Origin of the sequence: Mucilaginibacter pedocola (assembly GCF_002013915.1) — a bacterium.
GTDB classification, from domain to species: Bacteria; Bacteroidota; Bacteroidia; order Sphingobacteriales; family Sphingobacteriaceae; genus Mucilaginibacter; species Mucilaginibacter pedocola.
This window is the reverse complement of sequence record NZ_MBTF01000001.1, coordinates 715,869-737,998: the sequence shown is the minus strand read 5'-3', so window position 1 is coordinate 737,998 and position 22,130 is coordinate 715,869. Positions and strand designations below refer to the sequence as shown.

The following is a 22,130-nucleotide window of genomic DNA, read 5'->3' as shown; positions in this document are numbered from 1 at the left end:
AGCAAAAACAGAAGGCCCTTTCGGGCCTTTTGTTTTTTGTAGAAATTCACATTTAATTAACTATATATTACGGCTAACGTCCCAGTTTTCGAGGTAATCGGCCACCTTGCGTACAAATGTTCCACCCAATGCGCCATCTACTACCCTATGGTCGTAAGATAACGACAGGAACATCATGTGCCTTATACCTATAGCATCTCCTTGCGGTGTTTCTACAACAGCAGGTTTCTTCTTAATTGCACCCACTGCTAAAATAGCTACCTGAGGCTGGTTAATAATAGGTGTACCCATTACGTTACCAAACGAGCCTACGTTGGTTATAGTGAACGTACCATCCTTCACATCATCGGGCAGTAATTTGCCAATGCGTGCGCGGTGTGCCAGATCATTCACTGCTTTGGCTATACCGGTAAGGCTCAAATCGTCGGCTTTTTTAATTACCGGTACTATCAGGTTACCATTCGGCAAGGCGGTTGCCATGCTAATGTTAATGTTTTTCTTTTTGATGATCTGCGTACCCGATACCGATACGTTTATCATTGGCAGCTCGATAATAGCTTTGATAACCGCCTCGATGAATATCGGCGTAAAGGTCAACTTTTGCCCTTCGCGTTTTTCAAATGGCCCTTTTACAGCTTCGCGCCAGTTTACCAGGTCGGTAACGTCTGCTTCAACAAACGATGTTACGTGCGGCGAGGTGTGCTTGCTGTAAACCATGTGGTCGGCAATCAACCTGCGCATACGGTCCATCTCTATAATTTCGTCACCGCCCGATACCGATGTAGCAGGTTTCGGCGTGGCCTTAGGTGCTTCGGGTGCAGGTGCAGTTTTGGATGCTTCAGCAACCGGTTCTGGTGCAGAAGCTTCAGCCACTGGCTCATCCTCTACTTCCGCTTCCTCGGCTACCGCTGCTACAGGCTCTTCAACCGGTGCAGGTGGTGGCGTATATGGCGGCGGGATAGCTGCGGTATAAGTAATAGCAGGCTCTTCGTGCTTTTGCGGCTCGGCAACAGGCGCAACAGGCTCCGGTTGTGGTGCCGGCGCAACTTCCACCTTTGCAGGGCGGTTTTTGATATAATCAAGCAGGTCGTCTTTTGTTAAACGGCCATCTGCCCCGGTACCCGGTATATAGTCAAGTTCGTCATTACTAATGCCTTCCTGAACAGCAATGCTCTTAACCAGCGGCGAGTAAAAACGGTTGTCAAATTTAACACTGCCATAAGCCGGGCGCTGTTGCAATTGGCTGATTCCCGGGATATCCTGAACAGGAGGCACCGGTGGCTGCTCAACAACAGGCGGCGGCGTATAAGGCGGCACTACCGGTGCTTGTATTGGCGGCGCTACATACTCAGGAGCAGGCGGCGGTACAATAGGCGCAGGTGTTGGCGGCGGCGTATTAGCAAAAGATGGTGGCGTATACGTTGCAACAGGCGGCGGTGCCGGTGTTGGCGTAGCAGGCGCGAATGATGGTGGTGTATAAGTAGCAACAGGCGGCGGCGTTGGCGCCGGAGCTTCTGCTTTATCAGGTTCGGTTTCTATAATAGCTATAGGTGCACCTACCTGTACTACGTCGTTCTCTTTGTAAAGTTGTTCTATTAGTTTACCAGCAACCGGGGAAGGAACTTCAGAGTCTACCTTGTCGGTCGCAATTTCCATCACCGCCTCGTCAATTTCGATGTAATCACCCGGAGCTTTCGTCCATTTAATTACTGTTGCCTCTGCAACACTTTCCCCCATCTTCGGCAGTAACAATTGGTATTTGGCCATACACAAGTATCAGTTGGTTTGGTCAAAATTATTGATTTCGGATGTTAATTTCCGTTTTCGCGAAGTAAAGTAATTAACATAAAAAATGCCCCTACAGCGCTCCTTTCGATGTTTTGCAGGCGCTTTTCCCCAAATGTGAATTTCTTTATAACCGTTTTATTTGCATTTGCCGCCGCAATCCACACAGTGCCCACCGGTTTCTCGGCAGTACCACCGTCGGGGCCGGCAATTCCGGTTAAGGCCACCGCATAATCCGATTTAAATCTCCTTAATGCCCCCTCAACCATCTCCGTCACCGTTTCGCCGCTTACCGTGCCAAAGACCGAAATAGTAGCCGGATTCACGCCCAAAATATCCTGTTTCAACTGGTTAGCATACGATACCACCCCACCCAAAAATACCTTAGACGAGCCTGCATGCTGGGTTAACATATGCGATAAATACCCACCTGTACAGCTTTCGGCGGCTGATAAGGTCAGCCCGCGTTCGGCCATGGTGTTCAACAGCACTTTTTCCAGCGGAATATCTTCGCGGGCCATTACAGCGTAGCTTGCACGTTCGGCAATTTTATCGGCATAAATATTTACCTCGGCTTGCAGTTTTTCAGCGTCATCGCCAAAGGCGCTCAGGCGTAAACGTACTTGCCCAAGCTTTGGCAGGTAAGCAAGTTTTATGTGCGCAGGCAGCGAATCCTCAATATCGGCTATCTTTTCTGCCAGGAATGATTCTCCCTCGCCTGCCGTAAGTATAGTGTTATGGATAATAACGGGCAATTTGAAGGTTGCCTGTAGTTTGGGGATCACCTCCTCCTCTACCATATACTTCATCTCGAAGGGTACGCCCGGCATAGATACATATACTTTCCCCTCATGATTAAACCACATGCCCGGTGCTGTGCCGTTTTTGTTCAATATCACCTCGCAATTTTCGGGTACCTGCGCTTGCAGGCGGTTTACCTCTAATAAAGGACGGTTGTATTTTTTAAATATCCGGCTAACATTTTCCAACGCTGCATCGTTCATTACCATGCCTACGCCAAAATATTCAGCCAGCGTTTTCTTAGTAATATCGTCTTTAGTTGGCCCCAACCCGCCTGTTATCAAAATAATATCGGCGCGGCCCGCAGCTTCTGCAAGTGCGGTTAATATATGTTCGCGGTTATCTGATACCGATGATATTTGTTTGATGCGGATACCGGCATGGTTTAGCTTTTCGGCCATCCAGGCAGAGTTGGTATCAACTATCTGCCCTATCAATATTTCGTCGCCAATAGTTATTATCTCTGCAAGCATGTTATTGAAATGATTGGTTGTTGGTGTAGTCGTTACGTTTGCTCAGCTTCAAATCCTGTAATATCGAGGCCTTCACCTTCAGCGTAACATTGTACGATTTGTAAAACCCGAAAGGCAGCCACTGTATCGAAAGGTCCCAGCAGTGCAAATCGCGGTAAATAGCAAACGATGTTGCGCTACTCAGTTTCTGTGCCTTTAAATCGTATGTAGTATTATACTGTACCTTCCATTTTTTGGTGATGCTTACGTCGCCGCTAAGCATCATGGTATTGCTCGAGTTACTGTTAATTATATTGTTAGAATAACTGAAGCTATAATTCAGCGAGAGGTTCCATGGTACATTAAAGTCAACATAGGCACTTGGGTCGCTGTTAATTAATGCCAGGCGTTGTTGCTGGTCGGGCGTCATGGCGGCCAGTGTAGCGCCGTTTACATTTTGCTGCTGCTTGGGCCTAAAGGTTGACGGATTTAGCGCCGCACTCATCGAAAGGCTGAAGTTTTGCAGCAACGGAAACTTACCCTCGCTAAAGCTTAACTTGTTTATCCTGCGGATATAATTTTGCTTTACGCCTCCTGATATCGAGTCGCGGATGAGTGTCAAATAAGGGTCGAAAGTGCCGGAAAAGTTGATGTTAACCTTTTGATTAAGGATAGAGGTATGGCCCGACATGCTAATGTTGGCAAGCCTCATAGAGTCAGCTGCGAAGTTATAGAACGACGATATGGAAAGCCCCTGTAAAATCGGCACCTTGCGCGGCACGCCAGATGTATCTGTGCTTTTCGGTTTCAATTTTGCCTCTATAGTATTATCGAGCGAGAAACCTATACCCGCCTGCTTACCGCGCGATGGCCCGCCATAAACAGCCTGCTCAAAGATGGAGTAAGGTAACGACGTATAAGGATAAGGCACACTGGCGGTGCTCACAGCAGTTTGCCAGTAACCGTAGCTTGGGTCGCCAAAATCGGGGCGGTAGCTAAAGCTTAACTGCGGTGTAGTTGTTGCACGTATGGCCGTAAGGTTTCCCTTTTTAAATTGGATAGTACTGTAAACCTTGGTAGACATGCTGGCATTTAAGCTATACTCGCCGGCACGTTTAAAACCTGGTATGGTATCGGTAATTGGTGTAAGCGAGCCACTGATGCTCCCCCTATCGTAACTCTTTTTTATAGTTTGCAAATACCAACGCTCTATATAAGTACCACCTGTGCTAAACTGAAAATATTTCAGCAGGTTCATGTTCATAGATACAGGGATGGTATGTTGCATACCATTCTGCAGCCTTTTGGTAAGCGTTTCGCTGGTGAAAAGTTGCGACTCGGGCACAGCGTTTACCTTATTTGTAGCCACCATGCTGTAGCCCACGTTTATTTTCTGATACCATTTTTGCTCGCCTACGCGGTCGGCCCGGTCAAACGGGCTTATGGTAGCCATGTTGAAGCTTACGGTAGGTAGTTCCAGCGTAACGGTTTTCTTGGTAAGGTCCTGCGAGTGGCCTAAACTCACGTTTAAGTTAAACGGTGTACCCGCCCAGGTGCGGCCGTAGTTGATACTCGAACGGAGGTTGTTTTGCGTTAAGGCCTCAAGGTTGTAATTGTTAAGCCCGGGGCTGTTTTGATAATAACTTGATGTACCGGCATTTACGGAAGCACTAAATGTTGTACCCGGGTGCGCGTTAGGGTCTTGCGAGTGCGACCAGGTGATATTAAAATCCTTCCGCGGCGGGTCACCAACCAGCCCGTAGTTGTGCGAGCCATAGCTAAGCGTTAGGTTGCCGCCGTATTTATACCTTTTTAAATAACGCGAGTTGGCGCTTATCTCATACGAACCTTTTGAGTATAACGAGGTGTTGAACGTAACGTCCATATTATCGTTAAGGCCAATGTAGTAACCCAGGTTGCGCAGGTAAAAGCCAAGGCGGTTATCCTCACCAAAAGTGGGTAATATTACCCCCGATGTACGCGAGTTTGGCTTCGGGAAAAAGCCGAAAGGTATAGCAAAAGGCAGCGGCACCCCCTCTATTTCGAGGTAAGCCGGGCCGGATATAATGCGTTTCTTTTGCCCGATACCCTTGGTTATTACTATACCAAAGTGTGTTTCCGGGAATGGCAGATCGCAGGTACTGAATATTACGTTACGGTAGGCTACTTCATCGTGCGGCAGCACTTTAGCCTGCCCGCCTGATATGTAGTTACCATCCTGCGTGGTGGCGGGGTTCCATATCTTTCCCTTTTTTGTGTCATAATTAAATAAAAGCGAGTCGGACTCTACCGGTTTTTCATCCTTAGATTTCGATATAGGCCTACCCTCTTTATAGCGCTTTTTAGGGTCGATACGTCCGCGGGCAAAAATAAGGTGGTTCTTTTCGTCAATACGTATATAATCGGCATCCAACTGAAAATCCTCGTAAACCACGCGGGCACGGCCATACAGGTACGACATTTTATTCACCCTATCAGTATACGACGAATCTTCGGCAGTGGCCTTGATGATAGACTTTATGCCCGATTTTGGCGTTGTATCCTGTCCGGCCTTGTAACCGGCACCCAATGGAGCGTTGGCGGGTTTCTTTATTTTAAGGAGTTTACTGTCGCGCGCTGCATTGAGTTTTATAATTGTATCTTTAACAGGAGTTTTGCCCGGCGCGCTAAAAGCATGGGCTGCTAAGCTTGCTGTTAGGGCGATTGCAAACAGAAAAAAGAGGCTAACTAATTTCAAAATTGATTATGAATAGTATTTTTGCAGGTACAGTTAACAGCGTTCAAACATAATGAAAAATAAAATATTGAACAGGTTGAAATTGATTTCGGGTCCGGCGGCATTGTTTATGTGCTTATCGTTGTTTTCATTAAAGTTAGAAGCTTCTACTAAAAAAGATACCATAGTAAACTCATTCAAGCTAAAAACCGTCATTATCGACCCCGGTCACGGTGCCAAAGCTGAGGGTTCTCCTCCGGGGCATTATTCGCGCGGCGCCGATGGTTCTTTTTCTTCAGAAAGGAATGTAACGCTGGCCCTTGGCCTTAAATTGCAGAAAGCAATTGAAAAAGATATTAATGGCGTGAAAGCGGTTTTAACCCGCTCTACAGCCGACGATGTATCCTGGGAAAGGCGCGCGCAAATAGCCAATGAAAATAAGGGGCAACTGTTTATTTCGCTTCACTGCAACTCTCTTGCCGACAGGGTAGTACGCGAACGCGTAGGCACCAAACGCGGCAAAGCAGTTTATAAAAGCGTGCGTGTTCCCGATCGTTCAGGCAAAGGCGTGCTGATGCTGATATACGGTTTGCACCGCTCGCGTGAGGAAGAGAATGCTATTAAAAACAACCAGGTAGAGGAAGATTCGGAAATGAATGGTGCGGCCTTAGACCCTGACGACCCGGTAGTTATCATCCTTACCAACGAGTATAAGCGCAAATTCCGTAAACAAAGTGTGAATATTGCAAACTTTATTAACGATGAACTTGTTCAGAACGATGGAAGGCGCACCGAGGGCTTACGCGAGCAGGGGCTTTATGTGCTTTGCCACGCAGCAATGCCATCGGTACTGGTAGAAACAGGTTACATTAATAACCCCGAAGAAGAGGAATACCTTAACTCGGAAGAAGGGCAAAATGATATTGTAAATTCTATTGTGCGCGCTATTAAGAGTTACAAAAGCCAGATAGAAGGCGTTACAACAAACTAACAAAGCATACATCTATAACAAAAACATATACCTACCTTGAAAATATCAAACGAAACCAAGATCGGGGCCCTTACGGCCATATCCATCACTATACTTATACTTGCCTACAGCTTTTTAAAAGGTAACGACGTTTTTTCGGGATCAAACAAGTTTTACGCTGTGTACCGCAGTGTAGAAGGCTTAACCGTATCTAAACCCGTATTGGTAAATGGCTTCCAGATTGGGCTTGTATCTAAAATGGAACTACAGCCCGACGGGCGCAGTATAGTAGAGTTTAAAGTAAACTCTAAGTACGCGGTGCCCGATAACACCCTTGCCAAACTGGAAAGCACCGACCTGCTTGGTGGTAAAGCAATCGTATTTGAACTGGGCAACAGCCCGAAACTTGCCGAAGACCAGGATACCCTGCGTGCCGATATACAGGGCAGCCTGGCAGAAAGCCTGCAACCTATACAGCGCAAGGCAGAGGTATTAATGACAAAGGTAGACTCGGCAATGGGAGCTATTAACCAAATACTGAACCCTAACTTCCAGAAGAATGTTGACCGCAGCTTTGCTGCCATAGCGGTTTCTCTGGAAACTTTGCAAGGCACTACTAAAAAGCTTGATGCCCTGCTGGCCGCGCAAACCGGCCACGTAAACCAAATAATGGCAAACGCCGAAGTAACATCGGCCAATCTAAAAAACAGCACTGCTAAGCTGGATGGCATTGCCGGCAACTTTAACAAGTTTAGCGGCGATTTGGCTAACTCAAACATCAAGCAAACCTTGGAGAACGCCAACAAAGCCGTTGCCGATTTGCAAGCTACCATGGCTAAAGTAAACAGTACCGATGGTTCGATAGGTTTATTGATGAATGATACCAAGCTTTACGATAACCTGAACAATGCATCAAAAAACCTGGATAACCTGATGATCGACCTGAAGGCTCATCCAAGCCGTTACGTACACTTCTCTATATTTGGGAAGAAAGGGAATTAGGCTTTAGAGGTTAGAGGACTGAGGTTAGAGATTGGTTTTATAATCTGACACTTTAACACAACGAATTTCAACAGATAAAACTCCCGGCATCAAACACAGGTGCCGGGTTTATTTTTTAATAGTGAAAAACAAAACCATCTTCGCTATCCCGGGCAGCCTTCGCTCGGGTTCGAGCAATCATCACATCCTGAAATTCATAGGCACATTATTACCGCCAGATGTAAACTACTTTATTTACGATCGCCTTGCGGTCATCCCTCCCTTCGACCCGGGGAATGATCACGAGCATGTTGATGAAAATGTAGCCGAGTTTCGCAGCTTCATTAAAAATGCCGATGTGGTAATTTTTTGCACGCCCGAATATGCCTTTGGCGTACCCGGCCAATTAAAGAACGCGCTGGATTGGACGGTAAGCAGCGGCAGTTTTGTAGAAAAGCCTACCGCGCTAATAACTGCATCATTAGGCGGCGAGGCTTGCCATGCAGCTATGCAGCTGATATTGGGGGCTATTAATGCTACTTTGATACCTGAGGCTACTTTGCTGGTAAAGTTTGTGAGGTCGAAGGTTGGGGCTGATGGGGAGATTACGGATGAGGAGACAAAAAGTGAGGTCATAAAATCAGTGAATGAAATAATAAACAAACTGGGAACGCTATCAGAACAATAACATCAACGATAAATAATACCTTTGAACTTCAACCTAAACAATTATCATGAAAAAGCTATTTTTAATAAGTATATTTTTGTTCGTATCGGCCTCTCTTTTTGCGCAAATAAAGCCAGAACTTGTTGGAACGTGGGAGTTTTCTGCTATGATGGATAGCAACGGTAAAAAGATAGACACAATCAAGCATCCTTTCGGATTTGAGATAGCCACAGGGCTCTCACCACTTATCGAAACGATGGTACATATACAAAACAGTTTACGCAAGTAAATGCCGATAACGGCAAATGGTATTTCGACAACAAAAAAAAATGCGATCATTCATCTTTTGTATTACAACAAGCCCTATAGCGTCGCCGCTCAATACCTTATCAACACCGGACATGCTAAAAAGGATAAAAATGGCGATTATTACGAAATAGTAACAACGGAAGTGATTGAGTTAACGTCCGATAAGTTAACTATTACGGAACGGGAAGGCCGCAGAACCACCTTTGTGAAAAAAGCTGACCATTGAGTTCTCCTCCCTGCCAATTCGTCACCTCCTCCCCTTTTGGAACGCCGCTTGTTCATTGGTTTACCATAAATTGTAAATCATTATAAAATCATAAAACGATGCAAGAAAAAGGATCTATTTCGATACACACCGAAAACATTTTCCCTATCATTAAAAAGTTTTTATACTCTGATAACGAGATATTTCTGCGCGAGCTGGTTTCTAACGCCGTTGATGCGACGCAAAAGATCAAGCGCTTATCTTCTTTAGGCCAGTATAACGGCGAACTTGGCGACCTGCGTGTTGAAGTAGCTTTTGATGCAGACAAAAAGACCATCACCATATCCGACAATGGCTTGGGTATGACGGCCGAGGAAATAAAAAAATACATCAACCAGATAGCCTTCTCAGGCGCTACCGAATTCGTAGAGAAATTTAAGGAAGCTAAAGATGCCAACGAGATCATCGGCCGCTTCGGTTTAGGTTTCTACTCGGCATTTATGGTGGCCGACCGTGTGGATATTGAAACCTTAAGCTATCAGGACGGTGCCGAACCTGCCCGCTGGACTTGCGATGGCAGCACCGAATTTGAAATTAGCGAAGGCAGCCTGGAAGAACGCGGTACCGAAATTACCCTGCACATCAACGCCGAAAGCGAAGAGTTTTTGAGCAAGCACAAATTGCAGGAGATTCTGGATAAGTACTGCAAATTCCTGCCCGTACCTATCAAATTTGGCACTACTACCCAAGAGGAAGAAGATGGAGTTGACGAAGAAGGCAAACCAAAATATGTATCGGTAGAAACTGATAACATTATTAACGATACCACCCCTATCTGGACAAAAGCACCAAGCGAACTGAAGGACGAAGATTACCTGAAATTCTACAAAGAGCTTTACCCATACAGCGAAGACCCGCTGTTCTGGATACACCTGAATGTTGATTACCCTTTCAACCTTACCGGTGTATTGTACTTCCCTAAGCTGAAGAACGATTTTGAGATGAGCAAAAACAAGATCAAACTCTTCAGCCGCCAGGTGTTTATTACCGATGAGGTGAAAGATATCGTCCCTGAGTTTTTGATGCTGTTGCACGGCGTTATCGATTCACCGGACATCCCGCTGAACGTATCGCGTAGCTTCCTGCAGGCCGATGGGAACGTGAAGAAAATAAACACTTACATCACAAAAAAAGTAGCTGATAAATTATCAGACCTGTTTAAAGCCGACCGCAAAGGCTTCGAAGAAAAATGGGGCGATATTGGCCTGTTTGTGAAATACGGCATGATCAGCGAAGACAAATTCTACGATAAGGCAAAAGATTTCGTTTTGGTTACCAACACCAAAAAAGAGAACTTCACTTTAGCCGAATACAAAGATAAAGTTGAGCCGACACAAACCGATAAAGACGGTAACCTTGTATACATTTACACCAACGACCCCGACAAACAGGATGCTTTCATCCAGTCGGCAGGTAAAAAAGGTTACGATGTATTGGTAATGAACTCGCCTATTGATACCCACTTTGTGAGCCAGTTGGAGCAGAAACTGGAGAAAACTCAACTGAAACGCGTTGATGCCGATGTTGCCGATAAACTGATCAAAAAGGACGAGAACCCTGAATCTGTTTTAACGGAAGAGCAATCAACCAAAATAAAAGAGATATTCGATGCGGCTATTAATAAACCGGCTTACAAAGTAAAACTGGAAAGCCTTAGCCCGGATGAGTTACCGGTAACCGTTACCATGGACGAGTTTATGCGCCGTATGAAAGATATGGCAGCTATGGGCGGCGGCATGAGCTTCTACGGCAACATGCCCGATAATTACAATGTAATTGTAAACGGAAACCACAAGCTTATCTCTAAAATATTGGCAGACGATAACACCGACGCACAAGCTCAATTAGCTAAACAAGCGTTCGACCTGGCATTGCTTTCGCAAGGCTTGTTAACAGGTGCAGAGTTAACAGAGTTTGTAAACAGAAGCGTAAGCCTTATTTAATTCGGATTTCGGATTTAAAGAAAAGAAGCCGCCGTGCAAACGAGCGGCTTTTTTATTTGCATTTTTTCAATTGCTTTATGGAATCTGTTCGCGTTTTGCATCCTAACTACAAACAACAGAAAGCATGAAAAGAACGATCACCAACAAAGTTTATGGGCCAATACCTTTAAACCAAGGGGCGGCAAAAGTGTCTAAACAGATACACGCCCCAATACTATTTAAACTGATAGATAACTATACGGTTATACAACAAACAAGCGTTATATTTATACCATAATACTTTAGCAATGAAAACTTTAGCCAAAATATTATTTGCCGCTATTTTATCGTGTGCTGCGCTGCAGCCGGTAATGGCGCAAAATAGCAAAGCCGAGAAAAAAGCCGCGCAGGAAGCTGAAATAAAACAACTTATTCAATCAAAAAACTTTGTTTTTAAGGCGCAGTACGTTTTTCCGATAAACAACACTGCAATACAATTATTGAACAACCCGGGGTCTACTAATCCGCGCTATTTAAACAGCAATTACGACCTAACTGTTACGCCGGATACCGTTACATCTTACCTACCCTATTTTGGCGAAGCCTACTTTGCTGTTGGGTATAATTCGCCAAGTGATAACGGCATAAAATTTACATCTACCAATTTTGAGTATGTCACAACTGCAAAGAAAAATGGTAGCTCAATTGTTACCCTCAGGTTGAAGGATGCTAAATATACCAATCAAATGATTCTTACGATAACCGCCAATGGTACCGGTGATTTATCTGTAATAAGTGCCAACAGGCAATCGATCAGGTTTTACGGTTTTATAGAAAAACCCGAGAAGCCCAAAATGAACGCAAATAAATAAACTATGCTACGAATAGACATCCCGCAAAGTTCGGCGCTGATCAACAAAGACATGTTTGTCGACTACAATATCCCAAAGCCGCCAAACGGAACAAACACAGAAATAAATGAAGATGTTGTATTACTGTTTGACGACGAGGAACAAGCGGTTGCCTACTTGGATAAACTTGAAGAGCATGCTGATGATTTGGATGACGAATCGCCGGGAAAAGATGTCATAACGGCATTGATCACAGCGATTACCGAAGATGCCTTTGTACAGGCTTTTATAGACGCAGGCGAGTAATCAAGTTTGCTATAGCGAAACAAAGGGTTTAAATCGTGTGATTTAAACCCTTTGTTGGTAGTTGGCTATACCGCTTTATTAAGCCAATAATTTTTTGTCAATATACGCAATGCTGCTCGCCATACTTGCATAAGGGTTTTTAGGCATATCGTGTTCCACAAAAAAGTGTTGCATGCCCGACGATGCCGCTGCCGCAAATATGGGTTTGAAGTTGATAGTGCCACTACCTACCGGTAAAATGGTTTCGCGGGCCGCATCCAAATCCTTCACATGCCAAAGCGGGAAGCGGCCGGGGTGTTGCTTAAACATCTCCACAGGATCTTTGCCTGCTTTTATTGCCCAGGCTAAATCCAACTCGAATTTGGTATGCTTCGGATCTGTTTCGGCAAGCATCAAATCGTAAGGTATTTTACCTTCTACAGCTTTAAACTCCGCATCGTGGTTATGGTAACAAAACTGCAGACCGGCTTTGGTGGCCAGTTCGGCGCTTTTATTCAGTGTTTCTATCGATTGTTTTATCTCATCTAAACTGCCAATAGGTGTATTGGCGCAAACCAGGTAAGTTACCCCACCTTCCGCAGCCTCGTCAACCAGTTGTTGAGCATTGTCGCGCAGGTTTAGCATGGGCGGTATAGTAATAGGTTTGCCATCGGCACCCGCAGGCATTTTAGACCCGGGAGGCAATTTGAAGGGTGCGCCCAACACGTGATGGCTTTTCCAGGCAAGGCCTTCGCCGTTTACCAGTGCTTTAAATTCTTTTGGTTTTAGCCCATAATAACCGCCTTTTGTGCTGAAAGCTGATTCAATTTCTTTATAACCCGCTGCCGAAACTTTGGTAAGCGTACCTTTAACATCGGCATCCATCACATTAAAAAACGTGAACAGCTGTATGCCTACCGCATGTTTGGGTTTGAAGTTTAATAGGGAAACCGCCTTGCTTGATAAGGCGATACCGCCAATGGCCAAAGTGCCGGCAGTTTTTAGGAAATTACGCCTGTTGTTAATCGTCATAATTTTATTGGTTTTAGTTGGTAAGTAAATCTAAACCAATAAAATGAATTAAAGCAAATTTATTGTGTCTTTTTAACGCATTAAGCCAGATATTGGATTTGAAACATGAGATATTAGACAAGAATGATGGTCGAATAGTGCCGATGTAAGATCTTGCTTCATTTTAACTCGCTTCGGCAAGCTTCTCGTTCTCAAGTAATTTTAGCAAGGCTTTCTCGGCAATGTTTAGCTCTACCGATTTTACATCTTGTTTCTCATCCAATGCGCTGATGTACTTGAAGATGGTACCCTCCTCGTAACTTTTAATAACGGTTGGGTGCACATAATACTTTTTACAAACCGTGCGGGTGTTACCTAAGTTTATGGCTACTTCATCCAAAACACTCACTATTTTTTTGCGGCATTCGGTAACGTTGTGGAACTCGCCCGCTTCCTTAAAGGCATACAAAGCGCTCACGCTGCCTGCCCAGGTACGGAAATCTTTAGCGGTAAAATCTTCGCCGGTTATCTCTTTCAGGTAATCGTTAATATCGCCCGAACCAATAGTACAACGGGTACCATCTTCGTTATAATACTGAAACAGGTCTTTCCCCGGTATATCGCGGCATTGCTTTACCAGGTTAGCCAGCTTACGGCTTTGCAGGGCCACTTTATGGAACACACCTTTTTTACCTTTAAACTCGAAGTTTATTTTGGTGCCCTCTATCTTTACGTGCTTATTCATCAAAGTAGTTAAACCGAAAGAGCCGTACAGCTTCTTGTACGATTCGTTCCCTACCCTAATGCTGGTTAATTCCATCAGGCGTACAACCAAGGCTACTACTTTTTCATGACCGAGGTTTCGGCGGGCCAGATCATGGTCAACCTGTTCACGTATCGCGGGCAAATGGGCTGCAAAGGTTTGCATGCGGTGGTATTTGCTTTGGTTGCGTATTTTGTTCCAGTATGGGTGGTAGCGGTACTGTTTGCGCCCGGCAGCATCGGTGCCGGTAAACTGCAAATGCCCGTTCTCATGTGGCGATATCCAAACGTTGGTATAGGCCGGCGGTATCACTAAAGCCATAAAGCGTTTTATGAGAGCTTTATCCTTAACGAGTTCTCCATCAGCGTTATAAAAACTCCAGCCTTTGCCCGATTTTTTGCGCGTATAACCCGGCGACGAGTCGGATACATACCGCAGCCCCACTGCTTTTGCAGTCACTTTAGGGTCGCGGCCTATCTTCTGAAGTTTTTTTAAGAGGCGGTTCATGAAAGATAGAACACGCCTTTTTAAGATAAGTTTTTGTTGGAGTCGGAAAGTCTGAAGACCGATAAGTCCGAAAGACGAAGGATTGATCGGTATGGCATACAACCAGTTCCTCCATCTTTCGGACTTATCGGACTTCCCCGACTTTCGGACTATAAAGAAGCTACCACGTACTCCACCTGCTCGGCATGCACATCTAAATGTAACACAAACCTTATGCGATGGCTGCCTGTGCTCATTGCTTTAATACCTTTGGCTTCCAGTTTGGCCAATACTGTTTCGGCAGGTTCTAAGGTATCAAAAAGCACAATATTGGTTTCGGCGGGCAATACATTGGTTACCCAATCTTTTTTTGCCAGTTCTTCGGCTAATATTTGCGCGTGTTTGTGGTCTATTTTCAAGCGCTCTACATGGTGGTCGAGCGCGTAGATTGCTGCCGCTGCCAAAAAGCCTGCCTGGCGCATGCCTCCGCCTAAAACTTTGCGTATACGGCGGGCGTACTTAATAGTTTCTTTATCGGCCAGTAAAACTGAACCTACCGGCGCACCTAATCCTTTAGATAAGCAAACCGAAACGCCGTTAAAGTATGCTCCGTAATCAACCGCCTTATCCCCTGTATGAGCAAGGGCGTTGAATATACGGGCGCCATCTAAATGTAATTTAAGCCCTTTTGCGCAGCATAAATCGGCAATAGGTTTTATATCTGCTAAAGTATAGCAGCTACCGCCGCCCTTGTTCACGGTGTTCTCTAAAACCACCAGGCTGGTGCGCGGGTAATGAATGTTTTCGGCATTTATTTCCGGCTCTACCATTTCGGCGGTGATGATGCCGCGGTAACCATTGAGCAAACGGGTAGATACGCCGGAGTTAAACGCAATGCCCCCACCCTCGTAACGGTAAACGTGTGCGGTTTGGTCGGCTATCAATTCGTCCAAAGGTTGGGTAAAGCATTTAATGGCTATCTGGTTGGTCATGGTGCCGGATGGGCAGTAAATACCAGCTTCCATACCAAACATAGCGGCTGCTTTTTCCTCCAGGGCGTTTACAGTTTCGTCTTCGCCAAAAACATCGTCACCTACTTTGGCGCTCCACATAGCTTCGAGCATACCGGGGGTAGGTTTGGTTACGGTATCGCTGCGCAAGTCAACAGTCATCATAAAAATCTATTATATTTGAGTGCCAAATATCTAAATCTTATGCGCAAAACACTACTCTTGCTTTGTATTTTAAGTATTACAATAGCAGCCAAAGCACAAAATGTCAGTTTCGGGTTTACTACTAATAATATCCCACCGCCCCCTTTATGGGTCTCGGGAAGTTATGAAGACCTGAACGGCACAAAACACATTGGACTTATACAAAACTGAGGAGATAAATTGTTTTACAAGCCGACTAAAAGTGCTGATAAAACCAAACTTAAGCCAGCCGACTTCCTGTCGTTCTCGTTAGAAGCTGATAGTTTTGTAGTATCAAAAAACAAAGCACTAAGTTCCGAACCTTTTCTCCGCGTGGCTTTACATAAGGACACCAGCAACATCTATCAACACTATTATAAAGATAAATGGTATTATGGATCAAACCCGGATATGTTAACCAAGTTCACCAAGAAGAATTACATTGAGGTTTTAAATAAGCTAATGGCAGATAAGCCAAAAGTGTTGGCGAAAATAAATAACAAACACTGGGCGTTTGGTGAGATGGCCGACCTGGTATCTTATTATGTGCATTACGAAGAGTGGTGGGCTGCTACAGATACTCAGCAATAAAACCTAAACCTAATTAATATGCCAAAGAACCTAAACTTTGCCTTTGTTGCAATTATCGTCTACCTGTCAATTCCGTTGGTTACAAAAGCTCAAACCTGGGCGCCCGGCCACTATACCGATGCGCAGGGGAAGCAATATGCCGGTATCATTCGCTCTTCTCCCGGCGGTAAGGGGCCATTCGAAGGCGAAGGGTACATCGAATTTAAAGATTCGGAAAAAGGTGAAGTTATTCCACTCAGCACAAGCGATTTGCGGTCGTTCGTAGTTGGGCAGGATAGTTTTGTAGTGGCTAAAGCCCCTGCCGGGGGCAAATGGAGCAAACTGCAAACCGATTTTGTACGGGTTGTAATGAACGAAGAAGTAAAACTTTATTCCTTACGCGTAGCCGATGGATCGCCCGCGTCTTACAAGGGCAGCGGCAAAACGCACAAGATCTCTAACACGGCGCGGCTGCTGCTTGGCGGGTACAGGGCCGACCCAAACAGCGCGATAGCACAAAACCCCACCCTAACCAAAGATGGACTTGTTAAGAATGCGCCAAACTATACGGTACCTACAGCCCCTACCACATACAAAACAGGCCCAACTAACAGGGGCAGTAATTACAAAAAATCGTATTATTATGGCATCGGGCCAAATGATCTTACCTACATCACCGACGAGAATTTTAATGACGCTATAAAGGCTACCATGCAGGCCAGCCCAAAAGTTGCCGACTATATCATCGGTAATCGCTTTGGGCTGGATAATATTGAAGAGCTTATTGCGTATTTTAACAAAGAAAAAGCAAAGAGCAATTAATAGCCTTTGTAAGGATATAAAAACAATGCTTGATATTAAAAGATACACTTTACTTGCGGGCTGCCTTTGTTTGATGGCGCCCGCAGCCCATGCGCAGAAATGGACTCCAGGACATTTTATTGACGTGAAAGGCGTGCGTTACGATGGTTTTATAATACCTAATCCCGGCGGCAGCGGCCCCATAAAAAACGAGGGCTTTATTGAATTTAAGGATGCTGAAAAAGCCGAGCCCTATAAACTCAGCACAAGCGATTTGCAGAGTTACGTAGTGGGCAAGGACAGTTTTGTGGTTGCGCACGCACCCGGCAACGAAACCTGGGCCAAAAACGAATTTGATTTTGTGCGCGTGGTGGTAAACGAGGAAACCAAAATATACGCTACACGCGGCGCAGGCAGCGGCAGTGGCATGGGTGGCAGTAAAGTTCGCTTCTCTCCCGCTGTTGGGCTAAGCACCGGCGGTGGCGGATATGGCGGCGGGATTGGGGGCGGTTTGGGTGTATCCATTGGCGGCGGAGGCGGCAGTGGCAAGGTAGATAAAGGCAAAATGTATTATTACTACGGCGAAAATACAGCCACCATGCAGCACCTCACCGAAGAAAACTTTGTAGATGTAATGACCGAGGTAATGGGCGATGAGCCCGAAATTGTAGAGCACCTGCGCGCCGGGCATTATGCCTTAGGTAATATAGATAAGCTGGTTGAATACTTTAATAAATTAAAGGCTTCGCACAAATAGCAAAAGAAAGCCCGGCGCTAAAATAGCAGCCGGGCTTTCTTTTTTGTTGATTGTTATGTTTAATGGCCGATTGTATAAAAAACTGATAAGCCCAACCCACTGTTTATAAACGATGCATTGAACGAATCGCCACTGCTCTTGCCTGTTGCTCCGTTGTTATTTTTGCTATCAGAGTGGGTGTAATTCAAATTTGCCAGGCTTAGCGATACCCCAAGTTGTTTTGAAGGATAGAACAAAAGCTCTGCATTAATCCCTCCGCCATAACTATTGCCTGTAGTTTTTTGGTCATACACCGAATTGTTTGACTGTGTGAAGTCGGATTTTGAATGCCCGTAGAAAGCATAAGGGCCTGCACGCAACCCGAATTTGTTTTGATACATAAAATACTTCCGAAGAAATACAGTACCGCTAAAACCTTCGTTAACTTGTTTTTGTTCGCCGGCCAGTGCCCCTATGGTACTGCGGGTTGAACCGTACTGTGCAGAGGCACCCAAATCTAAATTATCAGCAATAAAATAGCTGTAGATGGGGCCGATGTAAAAATTGGTGAATTTCTGATCCTGTACGCTAAACGCGTTGCTCACCGGATCGATGTAGCTGGAGGTGTTTGTTGAGCGCTGAAATTGAAAGTTCAGGCCGAGCGTTTGGTTACCTTTTTCGGTTTGGGCTTTGGCAAACTGGGTAGCGATTAACAGTGCTGCCATTACGACGATTTTTTTCATGTTTTTTGGTGTTTAGATTAAGCCCTTTGAACGGGGAAAAACACCCGATATTTCGCAGGATGGGCATATTTAACATATATGTTAAATGCTTTAAACTAAATGCAAAAAAACGTACTACAACATTAAAAACGGCGTTTTAGTTGGTTTTTCCGTGACAGAAAATCAACTTGGCAAATCTTAAATTTGAACCAAAAGAAAAGCCCCAACAAGTTTCAACTCGTCGGGGCTTTAGGCTTTTAGCTTCAGACTTAGGGCTTCAACTTAATTCCCTACTTCCGACATGAATTTAATGCGCATTAATTGCACTTCTTCGCGGGTGTAATCATCCGGGCCAAGGTCCATCAAGGCGTGGTCTATCGAGTCTATTTCGGCAGTTTTAAAGTAATCGTAAACCTCTTCCTGCTTGTCTTCGTCTATGATCTCGTCGATGTAGTAATTCAGGTTCAATTTAGTACCAGAGTTTACTATCGTTTCTACCTCTTTCAGTATCTCCTCATAAGTAAGGCCTTTAGAGGCTGCAATATCGTCAAGGTTAAGGTGACGGTCGATATTTTGGATAATGAATACCTTCAATGCCGACTTGTTGGCCGCGCTTTTGATCACCATATCAACCGGGCGGTCAATATCGTTATCCTCAACATATTTTTGTATCAGATCGGTAAACGGCTTACCAAATTTTAACGCCTTACCTGCACCCACACCCGATATCTGTTTCAGTTCTTCGTTATTGATAGGGTAATGTGTACACATCTCCTCTAACGACGGATCCTGGAATATCACGAACGGTGGCAAACCCTTTTGCTTGGCCAACTTCTTGCGCAGGTCTTTCAGCATCTGCAGCAATTCGGTATCTAAGGCACCTCCGGCTTGTTTGGGGCCGTCTTCTGCCTCGTCATCATCGGTTGGGCCCATTTCGCGGTTCAGGATGAAACGGATGCTATATGGGTTCTCTATAAAGGCATTGCCACTTTTGGTAAGGTGAAGAAGGCCGTAATGGTCGATATCTTTCGACAGGAAGTTGTTCAGCAGCGCCTGGCGCATCAGCGAATTCCAAAGGTTCTCGCCGTCTTCTATACCTGTGCCAAAGTAATCCGTAAGCTTATCGTGCTCGTAGTTTTTAACCTGAGCATCATCTTTCCCCATCAGGATGTTGATGATGTGGCAATCGTCGAATTTCTCACCGATGAGTTTTATCAGGCTCAATGCTTTATGCAGCTGTGCCTCGGCATCAAAATGTGTTTTAGGCGCTGCGCAGTTATCGCACATGCAGTTGCAGCCTGCTTCGTTAAAGTTCTCGCCAAAATAATGCAGCAGCTGTTTACGGCGGCATACTGACGATTCGGCGTAATCGATAACCTCTTTCAGTATCTGCGTACCGATTTCGCGCTCGGCAACAGGCTTATCCTTCATAAACTTCTGCAGTTTATCAATATCCTTGCCGCTGTAAAAAGCAACGCAAACGCCTTCGCCACCATCGCGCCCCGCACGGCCGGTTTCCTGGTAATAACCTTCCATGCTTTTTGGCATGTCGTGGTGTATTACGTAGCGCACATCGGGTTTATCAATACCCATCCCGAAGGCTATGGTAGCTACAATAACTTCCACATCTTCCATCAGGAATTTATCTTGTGTATCAGCACGTACCTTGGGGTCTAAGCCTGCATGGTATGGCAAGGCACGTACGCCGTTGAGGTTAAGCGCCTCGGCAACCTCCTCTACCTTTTTGCGGCTAAGGCAATATACAATGCCCGATTTACCCTGGTTTTGTTTTACAAATTTTACGATCTCTTTTATAGCGGTGCGCTTAGCGCGAACCTCATAAAACAGGTTTGAACGGTTAAACGACGATTTAAAAACCGTAGCGTTGTTCATGTGCAGGTTCTTTTGGATATCCTGCTGTACTTTCGGTGTTGCCGTTGCCGTTAAGGCGATGATAGGGATACCTTCGCCAATATTGCTTATTACCTGGCGTATTTTGCGGTACTCGGGGCGGAAATCGTGCCCCCATTCAGATATACAGTGCGCTTCGTCAACCGCTACAAATGATACGTGGTTAAGGCGTAAAAAGTCGACGTTTTCCTGCTTGGTTAATGATTCGGGTGCAACGTACAGCAATTTGGTTTTGCCGCTGAGTACATCGTCTTTTACCCTTAAAATTTCTGCTTTTGTTAACGAGGAGTTTAAAAAATGTGCTATGCTGTCCGACCCGCCGAAGGCTCTCAACTGGTCTACCTGGTTTTTCATTAATGCTATAAGCGGAGAGATCACAATCGCTGTGCCTTCGCTCATTAATGCAGGCAATTGGTAACACATAGATTTGCCGCCACCGGTGGGCATAATTACAAATGTGTCGTTGCCTGCTAAAATGTTCGTAATTATCGCTTCCTGCTCACCCTTGAAGTTATCGAACCCAAAGAAATTTTGCAGATTGTCAAAAAGCGACTTTTTAGCTTCTATCATCAGTACTTAATACGTTTTAAAAATATGGTTCAAAATAACAAAATTTTATAAATAAACGACGGGTTTAGTATAAAATTTTATACAAAAATGATCATTGTTCTAAAAACAATTTGTTTATTTATCGCTTTAAAAGAGTGTAATTTTGGTGCTGAAATATTTAGTTTCATTTAATACTAAATTTACAAATTAATGTACACATTTAAACCAATGTTTACCAAATAAAAATTCTTTACCCTAAGCATGAATAAAAACTACTACGCCATAATAATGGCAGGCGGTATTGGCAGTCGTTTTTGGCCAATAAGCAGAACTTCGCACCCTAAACAATTTATCGACATCTTAGGAACCGGCAAAACGCTTATCCAAAACACTTACGACCGTTTCCTGAAGGTTTGCCCGCCCGAAAACATTTTTGTAGTTACAAACGAAATTTACACCGGCCTGGTGAAAGAACAACTACCAGCCATGGCCGATTCACAGATATTGACCGAGCCCGTAATGCGCAATACCGCACCCTGTGTTGCTTACGGCTGCTTTAAGATAGAAAGTATCAACCCCGACGCTGCCATTGTGGTAGCCCCATCAGACCACCTGATATTGGACGAGGCTGCATTTATAACAGCAATAGAAAAATCCCTCGTAACAGCTTCCGAAAAGCAATGCCTGGTTACCTTGGGTATTAAACCATCGCGCCCGGATACCGGTTATGGCTACATACAATACACCGACCAAACCATTAACGAGGATTTTCATAAAGTAAAAACCTTTACCGAGAAGCCAAGCCTTGATATTGCCAAAACCTTTATACAAAGCGGCGACTTTTTGTGGAATGCGGGGATATTTGTATGGTCGGCAAAAGCTATTGTAAATGCCTTTAACAACTACCTGCCCGAGATGCACGAGATATTTGCCGAGGCACGGTCGGTTTACAACACCGACGAAGAAAAAACTTTTGTGCACAAAATATACCAGCGCTGCATCAATATCTCTATCGACTACGGTATTATGGAAAAGGCATCTAACGTGTACGTATTGCCGTCAGAGTTTGGATGGAGCGATTTGGGCACCTGGGCATCTATTTATCAATTAGCCGATAAAGATTACGTAGGTAACGCGGTTATCCCGTCAGAAAAGGTAATTATGTACGATAGCAGCAATTGCATGGTGAACGTGCCCGGCGAAAAGCTGGTGATATTGCAAGGCCTGCACGATTATATTGTAGTAGAAAGCAACAATACCCTACTCGTTTGCCCACGCGACCAGGAGCAAAACGTGAAACAAGTTGTGGCCGATGTGAAGAACAAGTTTGGAGCGAAATATATATAGTAAGCCCGAGCCCCCTCCGCCCCCTGAAGGGGGAACT

The 22,130-nt window shown here is 44.9% G+C and carries 21 protein-coding genes; 13 read left to right on the top strand and 8 right to left on the bottom strand.

Features of this window, described 5'->3' with window-relative positions; all coding sequences use genetic code 11:
* Positions 1-60 precede the first annotated feature (60 nt).
* The 3 genes from BC343_RS03290 to BC343_RS03280 are packed head-to-tail and all read right to left on the bottom strand — an operon-like array spanning position 61 to position 5,775.
* Complete coding sequence (locus BC343_RS03290; protein ID WP_078346278.1) at positions 61-1,767, bottom strand: dihydrolipoamide acetyltransferase family protein; 1,707 nt, start codon at positions 1,765-1,767, stop codon at positions 61-63.
* A 44-nt stretch (positions 1,768-1,811) separates the two neighbouring features.
* Positions 1,812-3,059, bottom strand: a complete 1,248-nt coding sequence (locus BC343_RS03285; protein WP_078346277.1) for a competence/damage-inducible protein A — start codon at positions 3,057-3,059, stop codon at positions 1,812-1,814.
* A 1-nt stretch (position 3,060) separates the two neighbouring features.
* Positions 3,061-5,775, bottom strand: a complete 2,715-nt coding sequence (locus BC343_RS03280) for a putative LPS assembly protein LptD (protein WP_078346276.1) — start codon at positions 5,773-5,775, stop codon at positions 3,061-3,063.
* A 52-nt stretch (positions 5,776-5,827) separates the two neighbouring features.
* On the opposite strand from BC343_RS03280, the gene BC343_RS03275 reads away from it, so the two are divergent.
* From BC343_RS03275 to BC343_RS03240, 9 genes are all read left to right on the top strand, one after another.
* A complete protein-coding gene (locus BC343_RS03275) occupies positions 5,828-6,745 on the top strand; it encodes an N-acetylmuramoyl-L-alanine amidase family protein (RefSeq protein WP_078346275.1) in 918 nt (305 codons plus the stop codon).
* 36 nt (positions 6,746-6,781) lie between these two features.
* Positions 6,782-7,726 carry an MlaD family protein gene (locus BC343_RS03270; protein ID WP_078346274.1) on the top strand — a complete coding sequence of 315 codons (945 nt, stop codon included), beginning with the start codon at positions 6,782-6,784 and terminating at the stop codon, positions 7,724-7,726.
* A gap of 121 nt (positions 7,727-7,847) precedes the next feature.
* Positions 7,848-8,393, top strand: coding sequence for an NADPH-dependent FMN reductase (locus tag BC343_RS03265; RefSeq protein WP_078346273.1), 546 nt, complete (start codon positions 7,848-7,850; stop codon positions 8,391-8,393).
* A gap of 46 nt (positions 8,394-8,439) precedes the next feature.
* Entirely contained in the window at positions 8,440-8,661 is a 222-nt protein-coding gene (locus BC343_RS03260) for a DUF2147 domain-containing protein (RefSeq protein WP_078346272.1), read from the top strand.
* Positions 8,662-8,907: a hypothetical protein gene (locus BC343_RS03255; RefSeq protein WP_078346271.1), complete on the top strand. Its 246-nt coding sequence runs from the start codon at positions 8,662-8,664 to the stop codon at positions 8,905-8,907.
* Between the two features lie 98 nt (positions 8,908-9,005).
* A complete protein-coding gene (gene htpG / locus BC343_RS03250) occupies positions 9,006-10,889 on the top strand; it encodes a molecular chaperone HtpG (protein ID WP_078346270.1) in 1,884 nt (627 codons plus the stop codon).
* Between the two features lie 124 nt (positions 10,890-11,013).
* Positions 11,014-11,166 (top strand): hypothetical protein, encoded by a 153-nt coding sequence (locus tag BC343_RS30925; protein ID WP_156088733.1) that lies wholly within the window; start codon positions 11,014-11,016, stop codon positions 11,164-11,166.
* 10 nt (positions 11,167-11,176) lie between these two features.
* The gene (locus BC343_RS03245; RefSeq protein ID WP_078346269.1) at positions 11,177-11,740 is read left to right on the top strand and encodes a DUF4251 domain-containing protein; all 564 of its coding nucleotides are present in this window, start codon (positions 11,177-11,179) and stop codon (positions 11,738-11,740) included.
* 3 nt (positions 11,741-11,743) lie between these two features.
* Positions 11,744-12,025 (top strand): hypothetical protein, encoded by a 282-nt coding sequence (locus BC343_RS03240; RefSeq protein WP_078346268.1) that lies wholly within the window; start codon positions 11,744-11,746, stop codon positions 12,023-12,025.
* Between the two features lie 78 nt (positions 12,026-12,103).
* Here the strand turns inward: BC343_RS03240 and BC343_RS03235 are convergent, their stop codons facing one another.
* From BC343_RS03235 to BC343_RS03225, 3 genes are all read right to left on the bottom strand, one after another.
* Positions 12,104-13,036 carry a sugar phosphate isomerase/epimerase family protein gene (locus tag BC343_RS03235; protein ID WP_078346267.1) on the bottom strand — a complete coding sequence of 311 codons (933 nt, stop codon included), beginning with the start codon at positions 13,034-13,036 and terminating at the stop codon, positions 12,104-12,106.
* 163 nt (positions 13,037-13,199) lie between these two features.
* On the bottom strand, positions 13,200-14,285 hold the full coding sequence (locus BC343_RS03230) for a DNA topoisomerase IB (protein WP_078346266.1): 1,086 nt from the start codon (positions 14,283-14,285) through the stop codon (positions 13,200-13,202).
* Between the two features lie 149 nt (positions 14,286-14,434).
* Positions 14,435-15,439, bottom strand: a complete 1,005-nt coding sequence (locus tag BC343_RS03225; RefSeq protein WP_317043633.1) for a threonine aldolase family protein — start codon at positions 15,437-15,439, stop codon at positions 14,435-14,437.
* 219 nt (positions 15,440-15,658) lie between these two features.
* Here BC343_RS03225 and BC343_RS03220 point away from each other — a divergent pair, with 219 nt between their 5' ends.
* From BC343_RS03220 to BC343_RS30685, 3 genes are read left to right on the top strand one after another with little or no spacing between them, the layout of a single operon-like run.
* A complete protein-coding gene (locus BC343_RS03220; RefSeq protein WP_078346264.1) occupies positions 15,659-16,048 on the top strand; it encodes a hypothetical protein in 390 nt (129 codons plus the stop codon).
* A gap of 18 nt (positions 16,049-16,066) precedes the next feature.
* On the top strand, positions 16,067-16,849 hold the full coding sequence (locus BC343_RS03215; protein ID WP_143822044.1) for a hypothetical protein: 783 nt from the start codon (positions 16,067-16,069) through the stop codon (positions 16,847-16,849).
* A gap of 25 nt (positions 16,850-16,874) precedes the next feature.
* The gene (locus BC343_RS30685) at positions 16,875-17,585 is read left to right on the top strand and encodes a hypothetical protein (RefSeq protein WP_143822043.1); all 711 of its coding nucleotides are present in this window, start codon (positions 16,875-16,877) and stop codon (positions 17,583-17,585) included.
* A gap of 59 nt (positions 17,586-17,644) precedes the next feature.
* Here the strand turns inward: BC343_RS30685 and BC343_RS03200 are convergent, their stop codons facing one another.
* Both BC343_RS03200 and recQ read right to left on the bottom strand, forming a co-directional pair.
* Entirely contained in the window at positions 17,645-18,307 is a 663-nt protein-coding gene (locus tag BC343_RS03200; RefSeq protein ID WP_143822042.1) for an autotransporter outer membrane beta-barrel domain-containing protein, read from the bottom strand.
* Positions 18,308-18,568: 261 nt separating this feature from the next.
* Positions 18,569-20,764, bottom strand: a complete 2,196-nt coding sequence (gene recQ / locus BC343_RS03195) for a DNA helicase RecQ (protein WP_078346494.1) — start codon at positions 20,762-20,764, stop codon at positions 18,569-18,571.
* Between the two features lie 243 nt (positions 20,765-21,007).
* Here recQ and BC343_RS03190 point away from each other — a divergent pair, with 243 nt between their 5' ends.
* Positions 21,008-22,093 (top strand): mannose-1-phosphate guanylyltransferase, encoded by a 1,086-nt coding sequence (locus BC343_RS03190; RefSeq protein WP_078346259.1) that lies wholly within the window; start codon positions 21,008-21,010, stop codon positions 22,091-22,093.
* Positions 22,094-22,130 lie beyond the last annotated feature (37 nt).

Coding starts and splice junctions, on each gene's coding strand:
- BC343_RS03290 (WP_078346278.1), bottom strand. CDS start 1,767: ATGGCCAAATACCAATTGTTACTGCCGAAGATGGGGGAAAGTGTTGCA.
- BC343_RS03285 (WP_078346277.1), bottom strand. CDS start 3,059: ATGCTTGCAGAGATAATAACTATTGGCGACGAAATATTGATAGGGCAG.
- BC343_RS03275 (WP_078346275.1), top strand. CDS start 5,828: ATGAAAAATAAAATATTGAACAGGTTGAAATTGATTTCGGGTCCGGCG.
- BC343_RS03260 (WP_078346272.1), top strand. CDS start 8,440: ATGAAAAAGCTATTTTTAATAAGTATATTTTTGTTCGTATCGGCCTCT.
- BC343_RS03255 (WP_078346271.1), top strand. CDS start 8,662: ATGCCGATAACGGCAAATGGTATTTCGACAACAAAAAAAAATGCGATC.
- htpG (WP_078346270.1), top strand. CDS start 9,006: ATGCAAGAAAAAGGATCTATTTCGATACACACCGAAAACATTTTCCCT.
- BC343_RS30925 (WP_156088733.1), top strand. CDS start 11,014: ATGAAAAGAACGATCACCAACAAAGTTTATGGGCCAATACCTTTAAAC.
- BC343_RS03245 (WP_078346269.1), top strand. CDS start 11,177: ATGAAAACTTTAGCCAAAATATTATTTGCCGCTATTTTATCGTGTGCT.
- BC343_RS03240 (WP_078346268.1), top strand. CDS start 11,744: ATGCTACGAATAGACATCCCGCAAAGTTCGGCGCTGATCAACAAAGAC.
- BC343_RS03235 (WP_078346267.1), bottom strand. CDS start 13,036: ATGACGATTAACAACAGGCGTAATTTCCTAAAAACTGCCGGCACTTTG.
- BC343_RS03230 (WP_078346266.1), bottom strand. CDS start 14,285: ATGAACCGCCTCTTAAAAAAACTTCAGAAGATAGGCCGCGACCCTAAA.
- BC343_RS03225 (WP_317043633.1), bottom strand. CDS start 15,439: ATGATGACTGTTGACTTGCGCAGCGATACCGTAACCAAACCTACCCCC.
- BC343_RS03215 (WP_143822044.1), top strand. CDS start 16,067: ATGCCAAAGAACCTAAACTTTGCCTTTGTTGCAATTATCGTCTACCTG.
- BC343_RS30685 (WP_143822043.1), top strand. CDS start 16,875: ATGCTTGATATTAAAAGATACACTTTACTTGCGGGCTGCCTTTGTTTG.
- BC343_RS03200 (WP_143822042.1), bottom strand. CDS start 18,307: ATGAAAAAAATCGTCGTAATGGCAGCACTGTTAATCGCTACCCAGTTT.
- BC343_RS03190 (WP_078346259.1), top strand. CDS start 21,008: ATGAATAAAAACTACTACGCCATAATAATGGCAGGCGGTATTGGCAGT.